Origin of the sequence: Bifidobacterium pullorum subsp. gallinarum (genome assembly GCF_000741215.1) — a bacterium.
GTDB classification, from domain to species: Bacteria; Actinomycetota; Actinomycetes; order Actinomycetales; family Bifidobacteriaceae; genus Bifidobacterium; species Bifidobacterium pullorum_B.
This window is the reverse complement of sequence record NZ_JGYX01000002.1, coordinates 309,104-330,931: the sequence shown is the minus strand read 5'-3', so window position 1 is coordinate 330,931 and position 21,828 is coordinate 309,104. Positions and strand designations below refer to the sequence as shown.

Annotated in this window: 19 protein-coding genes; 16 read left to right on the top strand and 3 right to left on the bottom strand. The window is 66.3% G+C overall.

Annotation, left to right across the window (positions count from 1 at the left end):
• Window positions 1-42: 42 nt before the first annotated feature.
• Complete coding sequence (locus BIGA_RS03595; RefSeq protein WP_033507596.1) at window positions 43-1,005, top strand: L-lactate dehydrogenase; 963 nt, start codon at window positions 43-45, stop codon at window positions 1,003-1,005.
• A 341-nt stretch (window positions 1,006-1,346) separates the two neighbouring features.
• Window positions 1,347-2,294 carry a cation diffusion facilitator family transporter gene (locus BIGA_RS03590; RefSeq protein WP_033507595.1) on the top strand — a complete coding sequence of 316 codons (948 nt, stop codon included), beginning with the start codon at window positions 1,347-1,349 and terminating at the stop codon, window positions 2,292-2,294.
• A gap of 80 nt (window positions 2,295-2,374) precedes the next feature.
• Here the strand turns inward: BIGA_RS03590 and lexA are convergent, their stop codons facing one another.
• A complete protein-coding gene (gene lexA / locus BIGA_RS03585) occupies window positions 2,375-3,079 on the bottom strand; it encodes a transcriptional repressor LexA (protein ID WP_033507593.1) in 705 nt (234 codons plus the stop codon).
• 156 nt (window positions 3,080-3,235) lie between these two features.
• Here lexA and BIGA_RS03580 point away from each other — a divergent pair, with 156 nt between their 5' ends.
• Both BIGA_RS03580 and nrdR read left to right on the top strand, forming a co-directional pair.
• On the top strand, window positions 3,236-3,622 hold the full coding sequence (locus tag BIGA_RS03580) for a LysM peptidoglycan-binding domain-containing protein (RefSeq protein WP_081929402.1): 387 nt from the start codon (window positions 3,236-3,238) through the stop codon (window positions 3,620-3,622).
• 42 nt (window positions 3,623-3,664) lie between these two features.
• Window positions 3,665-4,117 (top strand): transcriptional regulator NrdR, encoded by a 453-nt coding sequence (gene nrdR, locus BIGA_RS03575; RefSeq protein ID WP_033507591.1) that lies wholly within the window; start codon window positions 3,665-3,667, stop codon window positions 4,115-4,117.
• Window positions 4,118-4,136: 19 nt separating this feature from the next.
• Here nrdR and serA read toward each other — a convergent pair whose 3' ends face one another.
• Window positions 4,137-5,336 (bottom strand): phosphoglycerate dehydrogenase, encoded by a 1,200-nt coding sequence (gene serA / locus BIGA_RS03570; protein WP_033507589.1) that lies wholly within the window; start codon window positions 5,334-5,336, stop codon window positions 4,137-4,139.
• A gap of 9 nt (window positions 5,337-5,345) precedes the next feature.
• Window positions 5,346-7,625 carry a HelD family protein gene (locus BIGA_RS03565; RefSeq protein WP_033507588.1) on the bottom strand — a complete coding sequence of 760 codons (2,280 nt, stop codon included), beginning with the start codon at window positions 7,623-7,625 and terminating at the stop codon, window positions 5,346-5,348.
• Between the two features lie 313 nt (window positions 7,626-7,938).
• Between BIGA_RS03565 and mraZ the strand changes: the two genes are divergently transcribed.
• The 12 genes from mraZ (at window position 7,939) to BIGA_RS03505 (ending at window position 21,817) form a co-directional block, all read left to right on the top strand.
• A complete protein-coding gene (gene mraZ / locus BIGA_RS03560; protein ID WP_051912030.1) occupies window positions 7,939-8,397 on the top strand; it encodes a division/cell wall cluster transcriptional repressor MraZ in 459 nt (152 codons plus the stop codon).
• Window positions 8,397-9,419: a 16S rRNA (cytosine(1402)-N(4))-methyltransferase RsmH gene (rsmH, locus tag BIGA_RS03555; protein ID WP_033507584.1), complete on the top strand. Its 1,023-nt coding sequence runs from the start codon at window positions 8,397-8,399 to the stop codon at window positions 9,417-9,419. The genes mraZ and rsmH overlap by 1 nt, the downstream gene beginning before the upstream one ends.
• Window positions 9,419-9,874: a hypothetical protein gene (locus BIGA_RS03550; protein WP_033507628.1), complete on the top strand. Its 456-nt coding sequence runs from the start codon at window positions 9,419-9,421 to the stop codon at window positions 9,872-9,874. The genes rsmH and BIGA_RS03550 overlap by 1 nt, the downstream gene beginning before the upstream one ends.
• A complete protein-coding gene (locus BIGA_RS03545) occupies window positions 9,871-11,682 on the top strand; it encodes a peptidoglycan D,D-transpeptidase FtsI family protein (protein WP_051917058.1) in 1,812 nt (603 codons plus the stop codon). Before BIGA_RS03550 ends, BIGA_RS03545 begins: the two co-directional genes overlap by 4 nt.
• A gap of 25 nt (window positions 11,683-11,707) precedes the next feature.
• Window positions 11,708-12,586 carry a hypothetical protein gene (locus BIGA_RS03540; RefSeq protein ID WP_033507580.1) on the top strand — a complete coding sequence of 293 codons (879 nt, stop codon included), beginning with the start codon at window positions 11,708-11,710 and terminating at the stop codon, window positions 12,584-12,586.
• Window positions 12,587-12,619: 33 nt separating this feature from the next.
• Window positions 12,620-14,101 carry a UDP-N-acetylmuramoyl-tripeptide--D-alanyl-D-alanine ligase gene (locus BIGA_RS03535; protein WP_033507627.1) on the top strand — a complete coding sequence of 494 codons (1,482 nt, stop codon included), beginning with the start codon at window positions 12,620-12,622 and terminating at the stop codon, window positions 14,099-14,101.
• A gap of 49 nt (window positions 14,102-14,150) precedes the next feature.
• A complete protein-coding gene (mraY, locus tag BIGA_RS03530; RefSeq protein ID WP_033507578.1) occupies window positions 14,151-15,251 on the top strand; it encodes a phospho-N-acetylmuramoyl-pentapeptide-transferase in 1,101 nt (366 codons plus the stop codon).
• 44 nt (window positions 15,252-15,295) lie between these two features.
• Complete coding sequence (gene murD / locus BIGA_RS03525) at window positions 15,296-16,735, top strand: UDP-N-acetylmuramoyl-L-alanine--D-glutamate ligase (RefSeq protein ID WP_033507576.1); 1,440 nt, start codon at window positions 15,296-15,298, stop codon at window positions 16,733-16,735.
• A complete protein-coding gene (locus BIGA_RS03520) occupies window positions 16,722-17,966 on the top strand; it encodes a peptidoglycan glycosyltransferase FtsW (RefSeq protein ID WP_081929400.1) in 1,245 nt (414 codons plus the stop codon). Before murD ends, BIGA_RS03520 begins: the two co-directional genes overlap by 14 nt.
• A gap of 80 nt (window positions 17,967-18,046) precedes the next feature.
• Window positions 18,047-19,231 carry an undecaprenyldiphospho-muramoylpentapeptide beta-N-acetylglucosaminyltransferase gene (gene murG / locus BIGA_RS03515; protein WP_033507574.1) on the top strand — a complete coding sequence of 395 codons (1,185 nt, stop codon included), beginning with the start codon at window positions 18,047-18,049 and terminating at the stop codon, window positions 19,229-19,231.
• 46 nt (window positions 19,232-19,277) lie between these two features.
• Window positions 19,278-20,843, top strand: a complete 1,566-nt coding sequence (gene murC, locus BIGA_RS03510; protein ID WP_033507572.1) for a UDP-N-acetylmuramate--L-alanine ligase — start codon at window positions 19,278-19,280, stop codon at window positions 20,841-20,843.
• Window positions 20,843-21,817, top strand: a complete 975-nt coding sequence (locus BIGA_RS03505) for a cell division protein FtsQ/DivIB (protein ID WP_033507570.1) — start codon at window positions 20,843-20,845, stop codon at window positions 21,815-21,817. The genes murC and BIGA_RS03505 overlap by 1 nt, the downstream gene beginning before the upstream one ends.
• Window positions 21,818-21,828 lie beyond the last annotated feature (11 nt).

Here is a 21,828-nt window from a genome sequence, read left to right as displayed (position 1 = left end):
GCGCTCCCCGGGGGTTTGCATTCCGCTAAGAGAGGTCGCAACATGGTGGATTCCCCCATTAAGCCCACAAAGCTCGCCATCATCGGTGCCGGAGCCGTCGGCTCCACGCTGGCCTTCGCCGCCGCCCAGCGCGGTGTGGCTCGAGAGATCGTCCTCGAGGACATCGCCAAGGACCGCGTCGAGGCCGAGGTGCTCGATATGCAGCACGGCTCCAGCTTCTTCCCGACCGTCTCCCTGCAGGGTTCCGACGACGTGGAGATCTGCCGTGACGCCGACATGGTCGTCATCACCGCAGGCGCCCGTCAGAAGCCCGGGCAGACCCGTCTCGATCTTGCCGGTGCAACCATCAACATCATGAAGTCCATCATCCCGAGCGTGGTGAATGTGGCGCCCAACGCCATCTATATGCTCATCACCAACCCGGTGGATGTCGTCACCCATGTCTCGCTCAAGCTGTCCGGCCTGCCGTCCAACCAGATGTTCGGTTCCGGCACCAATCTGGACTCCGCCCGTCTGCGCTTCCTGATCGCGCAGCAGACCGGCGTCAACGTCAAGAACGTGCATGCCTACATCGCCGGCGAGCACGGTGATTCCGAGGTCCCGCTGTGGGCGTCGGCCACCATCGGCGGCGTGCCGATGTGCGACTGGAAGCCGCTGCCCGGCCATGAGCCGCTTGACGCCGACAAGCGCGAGGAGATCCATCAGGAGGTCAAGAACGCGGCCTACCGCATCATCCAGGGCAAGGGTGCGACCAACTACGCCATCGCCATGTCCGGCGTGGACATCATCGAGGCCGTGCTGCACGACGCGAACCGCATCCTGCCGGTCAGCTCGATGCTGGACGACTTCCACGGCATCTCCGATGTGTGCATGTCCGTGCCGACTCTGATCAACCGCCAGGGCGTGAACTCGCGCATCAACACCCCGGTGTCCGACCGCGAGCTCGCCGCGCTGAAGCGCTCCGCCGAGACGCTGAAGGAAACCGCGGCCAAGTTCGGCTTCTGACAGGCCGTCCGTTATCCGTTTCCCGAGAAAGCCCCGACATATGTCGGGGCTTTCCGCGTTGAAGCATGGGCGTACCGGGCGAAGCTCGGGCTGCATGCCGTCGGTCCCACTGCGCGGTGGCCTGTCCAGTCCACGAGGATGGCGGTCTTGGTGTGCATGCTGTCGCGGGGTGATGACAACGCGTCGTTGGTGTGGCGGTATGGGGTTCCTGCCGTTTCGTATCCCGCTTATTGAGAATGATAAGCATGTTGAATTGGCTTTATATCAACGAAAACCGTTATCGATATATTGCAATTCTCAATAAAGCCGTCTATGGTGGGAGGTGGATTGGAGGAACGGGAATGGCGCATGTGCATGGAAGTGGAAGCGTGCCCGATGGGGTCTCGCCTGATGGCAGGGGGCATCAGCGCCGTCTGATGGCGACGCTGGCGCTGACCGGATCGGTATTCGTGGCGGAGGTGGTCGGCGCAATCGTCACCGGGTCATTGGCGTTGCTGGTGGACGCCGGCCACATGCTCACCGATATGTCCGTGCTGGCGGCGTCGGCGGTCACCGCGGTGCTGATGCGGCGCCGGCCGAATGGCACGCGCACGTGGGGTTGGTCCAGACTGGAGGTCATCACGGCGGCCGAGGGCGCCACGGTGCTGCTGTTCGTGGGGGTGTACGCGTTGGTGGAGGCCGGCATGCGCCTGTTCGGCGGACGCGGCGAGGATGTGCACGATGCGCGCCTGCTGCTGTGCTTCGGCATTCTCGGCTTGGCGGCCAACTGCGGGTCGATGTTGGTTTTGGCGTCGAACCGCGAGGACAACATGAACATGAAGGCGGCGTTCCTGGAGGTGCTCAACGATGCGTTGGGTTCCGTGGCCGTGGTGGTGTCCGCCGTGGTGATGATGGCGACCGGCTGGTCCGGGTTCGATGCGATGGCCGGTGGCCTGATCGCGTTGTTGATGATTCCCCGTGCCGTGCGGCTGCTGGTTTCGGCCGGACGCGTGTTGTTGGAGGAGACGCCCGAGGGGCTGGACCTGGATGAGGTGCGCCGTCATCTGGAGGGGGTGCCGCATGTGGTGGCCGTGCATGACCTGCACGCCAGCACCGTGGCGACCGGCATGCCGATCCTGACGGCGCATGTGGTGGTGGACCGCGATGTGACGATGCGGCAGGCCGGTGATGTGTTGGAGCGGATGCAGGATTGCCTGCGCGAGCATTTCCCGGTGTCGATCGGACACACGACCTTCCAGTTGGAGCCGGAGGGCTACGATTCCCCGAGTGCCGAACAGCTGCACGCATAGTCTGCAAGGCGTTCGGGCGGGCTTGCGATACGCGTGGGGCCCGTATGGCCGCTCGATGCCCATGCGGGCCGTCGGCTGCCCTACAGCTTGCGCAGCACGGTGACGACCTTGCCCATGATCTGGGCGTGGGTGCCGTCGATGGGGGAGTAGGCGGGGTTGTGCGGGATGAGCCAGATGTGGCCGTTGTCCTTGCGGAAGGTCTTGACGGTGGCCTCGTCATCCAGCAGCGCCGCGACGATGTCTCCGTTCTGGGCCGTGTTCTGTTCGCGAATGACCACGAAGTCGCCGTCGCAGATCGCGGCGTCCACCATCGAATCGCCATGCACCTCCAGCATGAACAGGTTGCCGGTGCCGGTCAGGCGTTCGGGCAGGCGCATGACGTCGTCGACATGCTGTTCCGCGGTGATGGGCACGCCTGCGGCGATGCGTCCGACCAGCGGCACGTCGCGCGACGCCGTGATGGATTCCGGGTTGCCCTGCGGCAGCGGGAACGGCACGATGGTGGCCGTCGGTGTGGGGGACTCCTCCTCGACCAGTTCGATGGCGCGGCCCTTGTTGGCGTTCATGCGGATAAGGCCCTTGTCGGCGAGCACCTGGAGCTGATGCTTCACCGACGAGGGGCTTTTCAGTCCGGATGCCTCGCCGATCTCCCGAAAGGATGGGGCGAAGCCGTGGGCGGCGACATGCGCCTTGATGGCGTCCAGCACCTTGCGCTGGCGGTCGGTCAGCTGTGCGCTGTCCGACTCGGGCGCAGGGGGTTTCGGGGTGGAGGGGGCGGTGCCCATGGCTGCTCCTTTCGTTGCGGTTGTTTCCAGCATAACGTGAAAACCATGTGAAATCAAACATCTGTTCGAGTTTGTGGGTTGTGGTTGTCGAACATCTGTGCGAGAATCAGAACAGATGTTCGATAGAACACATGTTCGAAAGGAATGGTGGTAGTCATGGTGATCGAAACAAGGATTGCAGACACCAATGCTGCGGCGGGGCGTCGTGCCACTGTGGGGGCGGAACATCATACGCGTGGCGCTGCGGCTGCGCGGCATGGGCGGTTGACGGTGCGCGGACGCGTGATTGCGGTGGTACTGTCCGCTCTTCTGGCATGGGGCTGCCTCGGCATGATCGGCGCACGGGACGCGCGGTCGGACTTGGGCGCCATGCAGGTGACGACGTACACGGTTCGCCCGGGGGATACGCTGTGGGTCTATGCCTCGTCGATCACGCCGGAAGGCGGCGACGTGTCGGAAACGGTGGAACAGCTGAAGGCGCTGAACAACCTCCCGTCGTCCGCGTTGCAGACAGGGCAGCGCATCGTGGTGCCGTTGGCATAGCGACACGCTTGGAATCCACCCGTTCGGGGTATTCTTGAGGCCATGCACTGTCCGTTTTGCCAAAACCCCGATACGAAGGTCGTCGATACGCGTATCAGCGATGACGGCCACTCGATTCGCCGCCGTCGTGAATGCACGCATTGCGGGAAGCGGTTCACCACCGTTGAATCCACCATGTTGCTGGTATTGAAGAATTCCGGCAATGTGGAGCCATTCGACCGCAACAAGGTCATCTCCGGAGTGCGCAAGGCCTGTCAGGGGCGCCCGATCAACGAGGACGATCTCAAGGCATTGGGACAACGCGTGGAGGAGGACCTGCGCTCCAGGGGGCTGGCCCAGGTCAGGTCCGAGGACGTGGGCCGTGCGATCCTGGAACCGCTACGCGAACTCGACGTTGTGGCGTACCTGCGGTTCGCCAGCGTCTACCAGAATTTCGATGGCCTGGAGGATTTCCAGCAGGCCATCGATCAATTGAGGATGCATCAGGCGGAATGACGCCGATCGCCGGCAGCGATCAGCGAATCACGCGTGTGCGAATCGTGCCCTCGATCGCCGCGATGGCGTCCATTGTCGCGTCGTCCGGCACCTGTGACACGTCGGTGACCACATAACCCAGCGAGCCCTGCGTGCCGAGCGACTGCGCGGAGATGTTGATGTTCGCGTCGCCGAGCACGTTGTTCATATCGGCCAGCACGCCGGGCAGGTTGGCGTGGAGGTGGATGATGCGGGCTGCGCCGGCGCAGTCGCCGAGGGCCAGCTGTGGGAAATTCACCGACAGCGACGTGGCCCCCCTGGTCCAGTAATCCTCAAGCCGCTGCGTCACGAAATGGCCGATGGATTCCTGGGCCTCCAGCGTGGAGCCGCCGATATGCGGCGTCAGCACCATATTGTCCATATCGGCCAGCGGCGTGATGAACGGATCGCCGGTCTTCTTGGGCTCCACCGGCCACACATCCACCGCGGCGCCGGACAGATGCCCCGAATCCAGATGCCGCTTCAGCGCATCGAGATCGGCCACGAACCCCCGGGAGCAGTTGATGAAGATCGCGTCCTGCTTCATGGCGGCGAACTGGTCCTCGCCGAAGAACCCGATGTTCGACTTGCGCCCGTCCACATGCAACGTGACCGCATCGGACTGTTCGAGCAATTCCTCCAGGGTGTCGCAGCGGTGGGCGTTGCCCAACGCCAGCTTCTCGTCAATGTCATAGAACACCACGCGCATGCCCAGCGCTTCGGCCAGCACCGACAGCTGTGCGCCGATGTTGCCGTAGCCGATGATGCCCAGCGTCTTGCCCCGCACTTCATGCGATCCGGACGCCGACTTGTCCCACAGCCCGTGCTTGAGATGATGGGTGTGGGCGGGTACGCGCCGCATCAGGCAGATGATGTCGCAGATCACCAGCTCGACCACGGAACGCGTGTTCGAATACGGCGCGTTGAACACGGCCACGCCGTGCGTGCCCGCATACTCCAGATCGACCTGGTTGGTGCCGATGCAGAAGCAGCCGACCGCCGAGAGACCGGGGCGGGCGTCGATGACCTTGCGCGTCACCGAGGTCTTGGAGCGGATGCCGAGCAGATCCACGCCGTCCAGCGCGTCGATCAGCTCGTCCTCGTTCAGTGCGCCCTTGAGCGTGACGACATCGAACCCATGCTTGCGCAGGGACTCGGCCGCGAACGGATGAATATTCTCCAATAACAGTGCTTGAGGCATAACCCCATGCTATAGCGGCAGTTCGGATTCGTCCGCGTTTGTCCGCAGTATAAGCAGACGCTGGGTCGGTCGGGTCATCGCCACATACAGGTCGGCCGCCGCGGTCAGGCGCGAGGGGGCCTCCTGGTCGATCGCCGCGGGCTGGACCACCATAACCGCGTCGTATTCCAGACCCTTGACGTCCTGTGTGGTGCAGACGCAGACCTGCTCGTCCCACGCGCTCTGCGCGTCAAGACGCGCGAACTCCTGATCGCTGAACGCCTCCTGCAGCGCCGTGCGCACCGTGCCGCGGAAATCGGCGAGCCGTGTCTGCGGCACGATAACCGCCACCCGGCCCGTGCCGTCCGACGAGACGAAGCGGTCGGTCAGGGCCACCACCTGCCGTGCCACGGCGGCATGCAGCTCGGCTTCGGTCGGCACGGTCAGCCGCTCGACCGAGTCGGGCATCGTGCGCACCGCGTTCACCGTGGAGATGTACAGGCCTTCGGAACGGGCGAATCGAGACGCCAGGTCCGAAACCTCCTGCGGGTTGCGGTAGTTGATCGTCAGCTCGTTGAGGTCCCAGTTGTCCTCGCCGAAGAGCCGGTCCATCGTGTGCCGCCAGGCGCGTGTGCCGCCCAGCGCCGAGGTCTGCGCCACATCGCCCACGATCGTGAATGAGCGCGAAGGGCAGCGGCGGATCAGCATACGCCAGTCCATCGCGGTGAGCTCCTGTGCCTCATCCACCACGATGTGCCCGTACGTCCATTCGCGGTCGGCCGCGGCGCGCTGTGCGGTGAGCTCCGCATCCATGCCGTTGATCTGGTCGACGAGCATCTGCGAGGTCACGATGCCGGAGCCGATGCCGGCCTGGGCCAAGGTGTCCCGCGCGTACTGCTCCTCTTCGGCGCGCTGCGCGTCGGCGGCCGCCTTGCGGGCCGCCGCACGCGGATCGGGACCCAGCAGCTCCATGGCCTCGTCCAGCAGCGGGATGTCCGACTGGGTCAGCGCGGCACCCTTGTCTCGGGTCAGCGCGGCGATGTCGTCATCGGACAACCAGGGTGCGAACCGCCGCAACTGGGCAGGCTTGGAGAACAGCTGGTCAATCAGCCACGGGCCGGTCATCGGCAGCCAGGCCAGATTCAACGTGTGCCTGACGGTGTCGTTCATGCGCAGCTGCTGCATGACGTCGGTGAGCTCCGGCTGCTCCGGGGTGTAGTCGAGCTGTTCGACGTATCGGGCGCGCAAGGCCTCCAGCATGCTGCGGACGAAGGTCTCGCGCGCCTTGTTGTGCGGCTGGCGTGTGCGCCGCGCGTCAGCGATGGCCTGTTCGACGTCGGAGGGCTTCATGGCGACCGCGAACCCGTTGATACGGACCACCGGCAGGGTACGGGGCACGCGTTCGCGCGCGGCGACGGCGTTGGCGATGGCCTTGGCCATGCGCTGCTCGCCCTTGAGTTGGGCGGCCCGGGGCGTATCGGTGGCGGTGGCGTTGAATCCGGGGATCAGGTCGGCGATGGTGCGGCTGACCACACCGGTCTCGCCGAGCGAGGGCAGGACCTGATCGATGTAGTGTAGGAACGCCGAGCTGGGGCCGATGACCAGCACGCCGGAGCGGTCGAGCATGCTGCGGTGGGTGTACAGCAGGTAGGCGGCGCGGTGAAGCGCCACCGCGGTCTTGCCGGTGCCCGGTCCGCCCTGGACGACGACGGCATGGCCGAGGTCGGAACGGATGATGCGGTCCTGTTCGGCCTGGATGGTGGCCACGATATCGGTCATCTTGCCGGTGCGCCGCGAGCTCAGCGAGGCCAGCAGCGCGCCCTCGCCGGTCAGCGTGCCGGCGGACGAGGCCTTGCCGACCTGCTCGGAATGCACGTCGAGCACCTCATCCTCTACGCCCACCACCTCGCGGAAGTTCAGCGTGATATGGCGACGCATGACGATGTCACCGTGGTGCGATGGGGTCGCCTCGTAGAACGGGCGGGCGGCCTCCGCTCGCCAATCCGTCAGGATCGGCTCATGCGTCTCGCTGGACAGGCCGATGCGCCCGATGTAGCGGCGCTCGCCGGCGGTGTTGTCGAGCCGGCCGAAGATCAGGCGGTCCTCCACGGCACGCAGCTGCGTCAGACGGTCCTCGTACATGGTGGCGAACGAATCGCGCTCGGTGCGCTGGGTGGGGGAGCCGTGCGAACCGGCGGCCCTGACGGCGTCAAGCCGTGCGCGAGCCTGCGCGCGCAGGGCGTCGAGGCGACCGTAGGCGCGGTCGACGGCGTGCTGCTCCTCCTGCAACTGTTCGGCGTAACCCGGCATATGTACTGTCCCTTCCTCCGAAAACTCAGGCAATCCAATGTACCGCAAGGCCGCTACGAATCGTCCGGATTGCGGCGAGCGACGCCTGTGAGGCGGACCGCCGCGGCGTCTGTCTCGTCGATATGCGTCCTCAAGTGGGAAAACCATCGGAAAAGGGTAAGTGTTTTGTGGATAAGTGGGGTTTTGTGGAAAGTCGTGGGGTAAAGTGGTGAAGCGACCCAGGTCGGAGTGTACCCAATGCCAGGCTGAAGGAGGTGGGGCTGTGAATGACGACGTCTTTGCACAGCAGCAACCTCCCGCAGGCGGGGATGACATGGATATGCTGCAGCTGCCGCCGTTGCTGCTGGGCACGTTCACGCCGAAGATCGACGCGAAGGGACGCATGGCGTTGCCGGCCAAGTTCCGTTCCATGCTCGGCCGCGGCGTGGTGCTGGCCCGAGGCCAGGAACGGTGCGTGTATCTGCTGCCGATCAGCCAGTTTCGGCATATGGCCATGCAGATCCAGCGTGCGTCGGTGGGGGACAAGGACACCCGCGACTACCTGCGCGTGTTCCTGTCGGGCGCGTCCGACCAGGTGCCCGACAAGCAAGGCCGTGTGCTGGTGCCGCAGATTCTGCGGGATTATGCGGATCTGGGGGAGGACATTGTGGTGATTGGCGTGGGCACGCGTGCCGAGATCTGGAACCGCGAGGCGTGGCAGACGTATCTGGCGGAGAAGGAGCAGCGCTACTCCGATATCGAGAACGACGTACTACCGGCGGTGGAATTCTGATGAACGACTATGCAACCATCCATCAACCCGTGCTGCTCGAACGCTGCGTCGAGCTGGTCGCGCCGGCGCTGGACCATGACGGCGCCGTGGCCGTGGACTGCACCCTGGGATTGGCCGGACATACCATCGCGTTCCTCAAGGCCTCGCCCCGGGCGCGTCTGATCGGCATCGACCGGGACGCCCAGGCGCTGGCGATGGCCACCGAACGCGTGCGCGCGGAGGGCCTGGCGGACCGGTTCACCCCGGTGCATGCCGCGTTCGATGCGTTCTCGCAGGTGCTGGACGACGTCGGCGTGAGGCGCGTGGACGCCGTGTTCATGGACCTGGGGTTGTCGAGCCTGCAGATCGACGAGACGGAGCGAGGGTTCTCGTACAGCCACGATGCGCCGTTGGATATGAGGATGGACGTGTCGCAGCCGTTGACGGCCGAACGCGTGCTCGCGGAGTATGACGAGCCGGCGTTGACGCGGATCTTCAGAACGTACGGCGAGGAGCGGTACGCCCGGCAGATCGCCCGGCGGATCGTCCAGCGGCGGGACAGGGAGCCGTTGCACACATCGGCGCAGTTGAGCGCGTTGGTGGACGAGGTGATCCCGCAGGCGCATCGGCCCGCGGGCAATCCGGCCAAGCGGGTGTTCCAGGCATTGCGCATCGAGGTGAACGGCGAGCTGGACAAGCTGGCGTCCACGCTGCCGCAGGCTGCGAACCGGCTGGCCGTGGGCGGCCGTCTGGTGGTGGAGTCGTACCATTCGCTGGAGGACAAAACCGTCAAGACGTTCATGGCGCAGGGACTGGCGGCCGATGTGCCGCCGGGCCTGCCGGTCATCCCTCCCGACGCCCAGCCGTTCTTCAGGGATCTGACCCGAGGCGCGGTCAAGGCCGACGAGGGGGAGATCGCGCATAACCCGCGTTCCGCATCCGTCCGGTTGCGGGGCGTGGAACTGACGCGACCGATTCCGCAGCGATGGCGGCGCACCTTCGCGTCCGCCGCGGAGCCGCGACACTACGAAGGGGGACGATGATGGCTGCACAGGCACGAAGCGTGCATTCCTCGGCGGCGCCCGCGGGACGCCCGGACCGGGACGGCGCGCCGCAGTCGCGTCCGCAACTGCACGTGGTCAACGGTCAGCGGGCCGGGGCCGGCTCGGCGGCGCGCGGTTTCAAACGTCTGCTGGAATGGACCAGGACGAAGACCACACCGCTGCTGCACATCACCATCGCCATCGTGTTCCTGGTCGGCACCCTGCTGGGGGCGTTGGCCTTGCGCACGCAGATGGTCGAGATCTCCTTCGAATCCAGCCAGGTGCAGACTCGGATCGAGCGGTTGAGCCAGGACGTGGAGGAGCGCCAGACGCAGCTGGACATGCTGAAGGCGTCATTGCCGGAACGTGCGCAGGAGATGGGCATGGTCCCGCAGGAGGGTTCCATCTCCATCGATCTGAACGGATATCAACCCAGTGAAGGTGGAACGCAATGAGACGCGGACAGATGAGGGCCGGCAGGTATAGCGGGTTCGCCAAGCGGTGCATGGCCATCGGTGTCATTCTGGCGTTCATGGCCGTGGCATGCCTCGGCCGGCTCGTCGGCATCCAGCTGCTGGACGGTCGTTCCACCGCGCAGGCGGCCACCCAGAGCCGCACCACCACGGTGCCGATCAGTGCCAAGCGCGGGCGGATCCTGGACACCAACGGCAACGTGCTTGCCCAGAGCGTCGAGCGGTACACGCTGCTCGCCGACCCCTATGCGGCCTCGCTGTTCGAACCGGTGGCCTGCGGGTCGAACCAGGCCAAGTCGCTGGGGTACTGCCACCAGATCGACGACCAGCCCGTCGGCGCCACCGGCGCGGCCGCCGTGGCGCGTCTGCTGGCCACGGTGCTGGACGGTGTGAACGCCATGGAACTCGGCGCCAAACTGGATGGCGTGAGCCGGTACCAGGTGATCCAGCGGGACATCACCCCCGAGCTCAAGCGCAAGATCGACGACCTGCATCTGGCCGGCGTGGTGTGGTGCGAGCTGAGCAGCGACCGCATCTACTCCACGGGCACCCAGCTGGGCGCGTTGCTGGGCGGTGTGGACGACGAGGGCAACGGCGTCAACGGCATCGAACAGATGATGAACGACGAGCTGACCGGCACCGACGGATACGAGGTGTATCAGCAGGGCAACGGCGGCGAGCAGATTCCGGGCACGATGACCGACTCCGAGGCGGCCGTGGACGGCAGCGATGTGACGCTGACGATCGATCAGGACGTGAACTGGTACGTCAAGAAAGTGCTGCGGGAAGGCAAGGAGGAGTTCGGGGCGGCCTGGGCCATCGGCGTGGTGCATGACCTTCAGACCAACGAGATCATCGCTCTGGAGGACACCGACGAGATCGAGGCGGGCAGCGACGACGCCAAGCTCAACGTCTCCCAGGCGGTGAGCGAGACCTTCGAGCCCGGGTCGATCGGCAAGGTCATCACCATGGCCGGACTGCTGCAGACCGGCCTGCACAAGGCCACCGACCAGTTCACGGTGCCGTACAGCATGACCAAGAACGGCCAGGAGTTCCACGACGCCACCAACCATGGCAGCGAGCATTGGACGCTGGCGGGCATCCTGCAGAACTCCTCCAATGTCGGCATGGTGATGGCGGCGGAGAACTACACCAACGAGCAGCGCTACGAGTTCCTGACCAAGTTCGGCGTCGGCCAGTCCACCGGGCTGGACCTGCCCGGCGAATCCGATGGCATGCTGGCCGGCGCCGACGCCTGGGACGGCCGTACCCGGGACACGGTGCTGTTCGGCCAGGGGTACACGGTGAACGCGCTGCAGCTGACCAACGTGGTGGCCACCATCGCGAACAAGGGCGTGCGGCATCAGCAGTCGCTGATCAAGTCGGTGACCGACGCGCAGGGGCGCGTCACCTCCGAGGAGCACGGGGACGCCGTGCGCGTGATCGACGAGCAGGTGGCGGCGGATGTGCTCAACGCCATGGAGTCGGTGGCCGAGGAATACGACAACGTTGCCAAGGTGGACGGCTACCGCGTGGCCTCGAAGACCGGCACCGCCGAGGTCGCCGGCGCGGACGGCCGTCTGACCTCGATCGTGTGCGACTGGTCCGGCATCATCCCCGCCGACAACCCCCGCTTCGTGGTCACCGTGGTGATCAAGGATCCGCAGAAGGGCGGATTCGGCGGTCTGACCGCCGGCCCGTTGTTCGCCAGGATTGGTGAATTCCTTATGCAGAAATATGAGGTGGCTCCCTCGTCTCCGCGTACCGATGCTATTCCGGTGGATTGGTGAATTCGCTGGAGGAAAGGCTGGACCGATGAGTGTGGTGAGCGGTTCCGGTGCATGCCGGATGACGTTGGGGACCTTGGCTTCCCGGTACGGATATGAGCTGGTGCCGCCGTCCTCGGAGGGCGTGACGGTGACCTCGCTGGCGGATGAGGTCGATTCGGTGATCCCCGGTTCGTTGTATGTGCCTGCGGGGTCGGTGAATATGGAGCGGCTGGAGCACGCCGCCATGCGCGGCGCGTATGCGGCCTTGGTGCCGCAGGCGTTGCGCGGGGCGGTCGACAGGTTGTCGATGCCGCTGGTGCTGGGGGAGTGCGATGACGCGCGTCTGGCCGCGATGGCTCAGGAACTGACGGGCGCCAAGACGTTGGCGATGTTCGCCTGCTACGGCGAGGAGGCCGGGCAGGTGCAACGGCAGGTGGAGCAGTTGTCCGAATTCCTGCATGTGCTCGGCAATCCGGTCGGCGTGATCAGCGCGGCGGATACGCAGTCGTTGGAGCAGTACATCGGGTTGCACTATCCGTTGGGGGTTCTGGATGTGCAGCGTGTGCTGTCGGTGTGCGCGGAGGATGGCGCGAACGCCGTGATCGTGTCCATGGACGAGCGGACGTTGCGGCGCGGCGCGCTGCATGCGGTGGATCTGGACGTGTTCGGTGTCGATGACGTGCCCGACTCCCGTCTGCGCGAGGCCTGCGCGACGGCGTGCGACCGGTACGGTTGCGTGATGGACGAGCGCGGCAAGGCGGTGGGCAGAACCGCCGAGTCCGATGCGTTGGCGCGCCAGGCCGACGAGGGCGAGCACGGCGGATCGTGGGAGGTGCTGTCATTGGCCATCGCCATGGCCATGGCGGCCGGTGTGCGCCGTGCGAATATCAGGAGCGCGTTGCGCGTGTCCAGGGAACTGTCCTGAGGGAGAGGAACGAATATGGCTGTGGAATCCACGATGATGCCGATGACGCTGTCCGAGATCGCCGAGACGGTCGGTGGCGGTCTGGTCATCCCGGAGGGCGTTGCCGCCACACCGCAGACCGTGGCGACCAGTGCCGTCACCGATTCCCGCGAGGTCGGTGAGGCGGGCGTCTTCGTCGCCATCGCCGGGGAACGGGTGGATGGCCACGATTTCGTGGGGCGCGCCGCGCAGAGCGGCGCCGCTGTGGCGTTGGTGGCGCATCAGGTCGATGCTCCGATGGCGCAGATCGTCGTGCCGGATACGGTGGCCGCCCTGGGAACCTTGGCGCAGCACAACATCGAGCGTCGCCGCGCACTGGACACGCCGTTCACCATCGTCGGCATCACCGGCTCGGTGGGCAAGACCACCACCAAGGACATGCTGGCCGCGCTGCTTGGATCGATGGGGGAGACGGTCGCCCCCGTCGGCTCGTTCAACAATGAGATCGGCCTGCCGTTGACCGCGTTGAAGGTCGGCCCGGACACCAGGTACCTGGTGGCGGAGATGGGCGCCAATCACGTCGGGGAGATCGCCCGACTGACCACCATCGCGCCTCCGGACATCGCCGTGGTGCTGAAGGTCGGCGTGGCCCATCTGGGCGAGTTCGGCTCGGTGGAACGCATCGTGGAGGCCAAGAGCGAAATCGTGCGCGGCCTGGCCGACGGCGGCGTGGCCATCCTCAATGCCGATGATGAGCGCGTGGCCTCCATGAGCGCCCAGGCGCCGGGAGAGGTGCTGTGGTTCGGCGTGCAGGACGAGCGGGCCCTGGCCTCCGGCTGCTCGGCGCGTGACATCGGCACCGATGCCTTGGACCGTCCCCGCTTCACGTTGTCCACGCCCGATGGCGCCGCCACGGCGGTGCGCCTGGGCATCTGCGGACGCCACAACGTCATGAACGCGTTGGCGGCGGCCAGCGTGGCATTCCGACTGGGCATGCCGCCGGCACGCATCGGCGAGGTGCTGGAGGGCCTGACGCGCATCAGCCCCCATCGCATGGCGGTGTCGACCGTCGAGCGCGGCGGCGCCTCCTTCACCCTGATCGACGACTCGTTCAACGCGAACCCCGATTCGATGCGCGCGGGTCTGGACGGCCTGATGGCGTGGGGCGCCGGGGAACAGACCGCGCCGTACCGTGTGGCCGTATTGGGCGCCATGCTGGAGCTGGGCGCGAACGATCTAGAGCTGCATCGCGGCGTGGGCGAATACGCCGCCCGGTGCGGCGTGGACGCCGTCGTGGCCGTCGGCGGCACCGCCGACGCGCATCTCGACGCGCTGGCCGAAGCGGTCGCACAGGGGGCAAAGCGCGCGCAAACGGGCGCGACCCCGGCGCACCCGTCGATAGACTGGGTGCATGACGCCGATCAGGCCGATGCCGCGGTCGTTCGTCTGGCGCGGGAGCACGGGAATGCCGTGGTGCTGCTCAAGGGGTCTCACGTCTCCGGGTTGAGCGCGTTGGCCGAACGATGGGCCGCATAGCGGCCGGACGGACCGGGAAAGGGAATATGACGCGAATGGAGTACCGCAGGTGATTGCACTCATTATCGGAATTCTGGTCTCACTGGTGGTGACGATCGTCGGCACGCCACTGCTGATCAGGCTGGTCCACAAACTGCATTACGGCCAGTACATCCGGCAGGATGGTCCCCAGTCGCATCAGGTCAAGCGCGGCACCCCGACGCTGGGCGGCGTGGTGATCAACCTGGCGATCGTGTGCGGCTGGCTGGCTTCGGCCATCTACCGGCATATCGTATCCGGCGAGGCGTTCTCGCTGTCGGCCATGCTCGTGCTGTTCGCCATGCTCTCCATGGGCGTGCTGGGCTTCATCGACGACTTCGCCAAGGTGCGCAAGAAGCAGAACGAAGGCCTGTCCGTGGCGGGCAAGTTCATTGGGCAGTTCATCTTCGCCACCCTGTACGCGGTGCTGGCGCTCATCATCCCCACCCGGTCCGGGCTCCCCAGCGCCCAGGCGGGCATGAGCTTCATCGAGGAGCCGTTCTTCAGCTTCGAATTCGCGGGCAGGATCGTGGCGACCGTCTTGTTCGTCATCTGGGTCAACTTTCTGATGACCGCCTGGACGAATGCGGTCAACCTGACCGACGGGCTGGACGGGCTGGCCACCGGCTCGTCGATGATCGCATTCGCCGGATACGGCGTGATCGCGTTCTGGGAGAGCTACCATCTCAAGGGAGCTGGCCATGAGGGGTTCGCCTACGCGGTCTCCGACCCGCTGGACCTGACCATCATCGCGCTGTGCGCCGCAGTGGCCTGCTTCGGTTTCCTCTGGTACAACTCGAACCCCGCCACCATCTTCATGGGGGACACCGGCTCGCTGGCTCTGGGCGGGCTGTTCGCGGCGATGTCCATCGCCACGCACACCGAGTTCCTGGCCATCATCGTCGGCGGTCTGTACGTCATCGAAGCCCTGTCCGACGTCATCCAGGTCGGCTATTTCAAGCTGACGCACAAACGCGTGTTCAAGATGGCGCCGATCCACCACCATTTCGAGCTGCTCGGCTGGACCGAAGGCAAGGTGGTGGTGCGGTTCTGGATGGTTGAACTCATCTTCGTGCTGGTCGGCCTCGTAGTGTTCTACGGCGACTGGGTGGCACGGTCCGGTCTGGTGTGAGGCCCGTGCGTGCAATGGGCCGCGGGCATGGGAGGACAATGAATATGCAGAGGAACGATTGGTCGGGCATGACGGTGGTCGTGGCTGGTCTGGGCGTGTCCGGGCGGAGCGTGGCCGAGGTGCTGGCACCGCGCGTGGCGCGGGTGATTACGGTGGACGAACATCGGCCCGAGGCGGATGTCCATGCGTTCGACGACGTGGACTGGACCGGGGTCGACCTGGTGGTGACCTCGCCGGTGTTCAATCCGCGCACCCCGTTCATCCTGGAGGCGCAACGCCGGTCCATCCCGGTGATCAGCGAGGTGGAGTTGGCCTGGCGGCTGCGCGTGGACAGCGACCGGACCGGCGCGCCCGCGGCATGGATCGGCATCACCGGCACCAACGGCAAGACCTCGACCACGGAGATGACCTCGCAGATGCTCAACGCCTGCGGGTGGCACGCGCCGGCCGTGGGCAACATCGGCAAGGCCGTGTCGCATGCCGCCGTCGACGCCTCCTACGATGCGCTGTGCGTGGAATTAAGCTCGTTCCAGCTGCATTTCACCGATTCGCTGGAACTGGACTGCGCGGTGATCACCAACCTGGCCGCGGACCATCTGGATTGGCACGGCGGCATGGACCGGTACGCCGCCGATAAGGCGAAGGTCTATCACCGCGTCAAGCGAGCCCTGGTCTACAACGCCGACGACGCGCGCGTCACCGAACTGGCCCGGCGGGCGCAGCCGGCCGACGGATGCCGAATGGTGGGGTTCACCCTGCACGCGCCCGATGAGGGGCAGATCGGCATCAGCGACGGTTGGATTGTGGACATGAGCGGCGTGGCGGGTACTCCCGCCGGACAGGCGCTGCGCATCGCCCAGGTCCGCGACTTCCCTCATCTATGCGAGCCGGACGGTACGGTATACCCGCATCTGCTGGCCGACGCGCTGGCGGCTCTGGCGCTGGTGCTGGGCTTGGGCGCCAATCCGGATCATGCCGTGCAGTCGTTGCGCGACTTCACCCCCGGAGGCCACCGCATCCAGACCGTGGCCGTCCGGCACACCGCCGAAGGCGATATCCGTTTCGTGGACGATTCCAAGGCGACCAACGCCCACGCGGCCGCGGCGTCCCTAGGCAGTTTCGGTTTCAAGAGCGTGGTGTGGATCGCGGGAGGCCTGGCCAAGGGCGGAAGGTTCGAACAGTTGGTGGCCGATCAGGCGGCGCGTATCAAGGCGGCCGTCATCATCGGCGCGGACCAGCTCCCGATGACCGAGGCCTTTGCCGCCAGCGCCCCGGATATCCCGCTGACCCTCATCGACCCGTCGGACAACGAGACCGTGATGCGGCGTGCCGTCGAGGCGGCCGGCGCCTACGCCGCCCCGGGTGATGTGGTGCTGATGGCCCCGGCCTGCGCATCCATGGACCAGTTCGTCTCCTACGCCGACCGAGGCGACCGGTTCGCCGAGCAGGCTCGGGAATGGGTGAGAACCCATGCCGAAGCCTAGACAGATTCGTTCCGCATCCTCGGACCGCTCGAAGGGTACGGGAAAACCGAGGAAACGAGAGGCGGCGGAGGGGTTCCAGCGGTATACGGGCTGGCGCAGCCTGCTCAACCCGCTGTGGTGCTACCACGGCTTCCGGGTGGCGGTGCTCGCGCTCACCTGCTTCGGCGTGATCATGGTGTTCTCCAGCTCGTCCGTGGATATGGTCTCCCAAGGCGCGTCCCCGTGGCGGCAGGCGCTCAGCCAGGGCATGTACTGCGTGATCGGATTGGTGATGGCCTTCATCGCCATGCACGTGCGCTGCCCGATCTACCGCCGACTGGGCATTGCGGGCATAGGCTTTTCGATGGTGCTGCAGGCGCTGACGCTGACGCCGCTGGGCATCACCCAATACGGCAACACCGGCTGGATCGGCATCCCCGGCGTGTTCACGCTGCAGCCCGCCGAGGTCATGAAATGCGCGCTGTGCATCTGGCTTCCCTCCGCCATGATCGCCGCACGCAAACGGTATGAGCGCGAGGGCGTCAAGGCGTATCTGGCTCCCGGGATCGTGTATTTCGTATGCCTGGGACTGGTCATGCTGGGCAAGGATATGGGCACCGGCATGATCATCGTGGCCATCGGCATCGTGGCGTTCCTGATCGGCGGATTCCCGATGAAATGGCTGCTCGCCGGCATGGCCGTGGTCGGTGCGGCCGCCGCGGCGTTCGTGATCTCGAGCCCGAACCGATTGAACCGCGTCCTGGCCGCCTACACGGCATGCACCGGTTCGGACGCGCAGGACGTGTGCTACCAGTCCATCCACGCCCGGTACGCCATCGCCTCGGGGGGGCTGCTCGGCGTGGGCATCGGCAACTCCCGCGAGAAATGGAACTACCTGCCCGCCGCCCATAATGATTTCATCTTCGCGATCATCTGCGAGGAGACCGGATTCATCGGCGGGGCGCTGGTGATCCTGCTGTTCGTGGTCATCGGATGGTGCCTGATCGCCATGGCGCTGCAGATGCGGGACCGGTACGCCTCGATGGTGCTGATCTGCATCGCCGCCTGGCTGGTGGGGCAGGGGCTGGTCAACATCGCCGTGGTCGTCGGCCTGCTGCCGGTCATGGGCGTGCCGATGCCGTTCGTCTCGGCGGGCGGCTCCTCGCTGATCATGTGTCTGGCGGCGGCGGGAGCCGCGGTGAGCATGATGCGGGAGCACCCGCAGGTCAAGGCCGAGCGGGTCAAGGCGTGACGCGCGGACATGGACATTGCGGGCAGGAACCGCTGCCGAATGCCCTGCCGGGGCCTGCCCGTGGACTAAGCTCGTATGCTATGAGCAATCGAATGCACCGCATCGTATTGGCCGGCGGCGGTACGGCCGGACATGTCAACCCGCTGCTGGCGGTGGCCAACGCCATCAGGGCCAAGGATCCCTCGGCGGATATCGCGGTGATCGGCACGGCGGTCGGTCTGGAGCGCGACCTGGTCCCGCAGGCGGGATTCGAACTGGAAACCATCGAGAAGGTGCCGTTCCCTCGCCGCCCCAATATGGCCGCGCTGCGGTTCCCGATGGCCTGGAAGCGGGAGACGGCCAGGACCAGACAGATCCTGGAACGTCATCAGGCCCAGGTGGTGGTGGGTTTCGGCGGATACGCCTCCGCCCCGGTGTACGCGTCGGCGCATGTCATGCGGATCCCGATTCTGATCCACGAGCAGAACGCGCGCGCCGGCATGGCCAACAAGCTGGGCGCCCGTTGGGCCGACTACATCGGCACCGCATACGAGGGAACGGGGCTGAAGGCGCGTCGGGATGCCGTGATCGAACGGGTGGGGCTCCCGTTGCGGCCGGCCATCGCGCAGCTGTGCGAGCGGCTGGAATCCGACCGTGAGGGCGCCCGCCGTCAGGCGGCGGAACAGCTGGGCCTGGACGCGAATCGTCCGGTGGTGGTGGTGACCGGCGGCTCGCTGGGCGCCGCCAACATCAACCGCGCCGTGGCGGCCTCGGCCTCATCGTTGCTGCAGCACGCGCAGATCGTGCATCTGACCGGTAACGGCAAGGCGGACGAGGTGCATGAACTGGTCTCGGTCAGCGCGGGGGATGCGGCCGTCACCGGGTTGGACGCCTCGCACGCCGGGGACGGGGACTACCATGTGGCCGAGTATCTGGAACGCATCGACCTGGCGTTCGCCTGCGCCGACCTGGTGATCTGCCGTTCCGGCGCGGGCACGGTGAGCGAGCTGACGGCGTTGGGCCTGCCGGCGATCTACGTGCCGCTGCCGATCGGTAACGGCGAGCAACGCTTCAACGCGCAACCCGTCGTGCAGTCGGGAGGCGGCATGATGGTGGCCGACCGCGAATTCACCAAGGAATGGGTGATCGACCATGTGCCGGGCTTGCTGGCCGACAGCGGCCGTCTGTCCGGATTCGCCGAAGCCGCATGGCGCTACGGCATCCGCGACGCCGCCGAGGCCATGGCCTGCCGCGTGCTGGCGGCGGCGGAGCGTCAGGCCGCGTAGCGCAGGGGAAAACGCAGAACCAGAAACAGTGCAGGAAGGACTCCCAGTGTCAGAACAATCAGCCGTCGAGACAACCATCGAGCTCGATCCGACCCGTCCGGCCTTCGGACCCGACGAACGGATCGGCGATCTGGGCCGGACCCATTTCATCGGCATCGGCGGCGCCGGCATGAGCGTGCTGGCCGAGATGCTGCACGAGCAGGGCGTCGTCGTCGACGGATCCGACCGCGAGCCAAGCCCCAAAACCGATCGGCTGCAGTCGCTGGGCGTCGCGGTCCAGTTCGGGCAGCGCGCGCAGAACGTGGCCGGCGCGGCAACCGTGGTCTATTCGAGCGCCATCAAGCCGGACAATCCGGAGATCGTGGCGGCGCATGCGGCCGGTGCCCGCATCGTGCACCGCAGCGACATCCTCGCCCTGCTGATGGCCGCCAAACGGGCCGTCACCGTGGCTGGCGCGCACGGTAAGACCACCACCAGCTCGCTGCTCGCCCACATCCTGGTCAACGCGGGAACCGGGGAGCTCGCCGACCCCAGCTACGCCATCGGCGGCTCCATCCAGTCGCCGGACGGCACGAACCGTGACGGCGGCCATGCCGGACACGGCGCGGTGCTGGTGGCGGAGGCCGACGAATCCGACGGCAGCTTCGCCAAGTACCGTCCCTCCATCGCCATCGTCACCAATGCGGAACCCGACCATCTGGACCATTACGGCACGGCGGACCGATACCACCGGGCCTTCGTCGACCACATCGGCCACGCGAGGGACGCGGTCGTCATGTGCGCCGACGACGAAGGCTGCCTGGAGGTCCTGCGGGCCGTGGACGCGGACGTCGCCGGACGGGTCGTGGTCTACACCACCCAGGATCCCGATACGCTGGGCGACCTCAACGGCGCGGTTGCGGTCCGCATCGAATCGGAGCGGGAACGCGAGCGCACCGGCCGCGAATGCTTCACGCTGCGCATCCCTCCGGCGTTGGCCGACGGCGCGGAGCTGGAGGTGCCCGTGGAACTGTCCATCCCGGGCATCCATAACGCGCGCAACGCCGCCGCCGCCATCATCGCCGCGGGGATGCTGGGCATGCCGTACGAGCAGGCCGCACGGGCCGCCGCCTCGTTCCTGGGTGCGGCGCGACGCTTCCAGGTGTGCGGGTGCGTGAACGGGGTCACCGTCGTGGACGACTACGCCCACCATCCCACCGAGATCGCCGCGCTGCTCGACGCGGCCCGGCGCCGGTATCCGCAATCCCGCATCCATGTGCTGTTCCAGCCGCACCTGTACTCGCGCACCCGGATCTTCGCCGAGCAGTTCGCACAGGCGCTGTCGAAGGCCGACGACGTGATCGTGGCCGGTATCTTCCCCGCCCGCGAGAAGCAGGAGGACTTCCCCGACGTCTCGGCCTCGACCATCGTCCAGGCCGCGGACGCGGACCGTTGCGCGGATGCGGGGGAGTGGATCCGCGCCGTCGAGGATATGCGGCAGGCCGCCGTGCGCATCCTCGACACCGTCCGGACGGGGGATGTGGTGATCACCGTCGGCGCCGGCGACATCAACCGGATGGACGACGTGCTGCTGCGCGAGCTGTCGGCGCGCGTCGGCGGGATGGAATCCTGATGGCGGGGCGACGGGTCGTCTCCGGTGCGGTGGACCGCAAGCCGGCGGCGGCGCCCGCACGCTCGGCGCGCTCCGTGCGCTCGACGGAGTCGTCCCCGAAACGCAGCGGGCAATCCGATCCCGGTGAATTCGTCGACGTCAGGCGCCTGCAGGGCGAGGACCTTGTCGCCAAGACGCTGAACCAGACCCGCGGGCCGCTCGGCGTGGTTACGCGTCCGAAGGTCGTGGATTTCCGCGCCCGTCTGAAGGAGCGCCGCAAGGCGACCGCGCGCGTGATTCTCCTGCGGGCGGTGGTCATAACCGCCGCGCTGGCCGCCGTGGCCGCCTTGGTCTGGCTGCTGTTCTTCTCCCCGGTGTTCCGGCTGGAAACCGGCGGCATCCAGGTGTCCGGCGGCAACGAATGGGTCAGCGAGGAGCAGATCATGCAGATCGCCGGCAAACAGACCGGCAAATCGCTGCTCCTGGTCTCCAGCGACGACGTCATCGACCAGCTGGACGACATCCCCGGCGTCACCGAGGCCAAGGTGAGCAAGCAGTTCCCCAACCGTCTGCGCGTGACGGTCCGGGCACAGCGGCCCGCCGCCATGCTGCGCGCCTCGGACGGGTCCATGACCGCGGTCGACAGCAAGGGGCGCGTGCTCAATTCCGTCGGGAACGTATCGGTGGAAGGCATTCCGGTGGTGGACGTCGGTGATGTCGACCAGGGGCTGTCCGACCAGGCGGTGCACGAGACCCTGTCGATCCTGGGACGATTGGACGAGTCGATACGGCAGCGCATCTCCTCGGTGAGCGCGCAGACGCAGGATTCGATCACCACGGTGCTGGACGGCGGCAACTACACCATCGTCTGGGGCGACTCCTCCGACCTGAAACTGAAGAAGGCCGTGGTCGACAAGATTATCAACGACCCCAACGTCATCGGGGACAAGCACCAGGTGGACGTCTCCGCACCGCTGCGCCCCATCATCAAGTAGCTTTGGCGGGG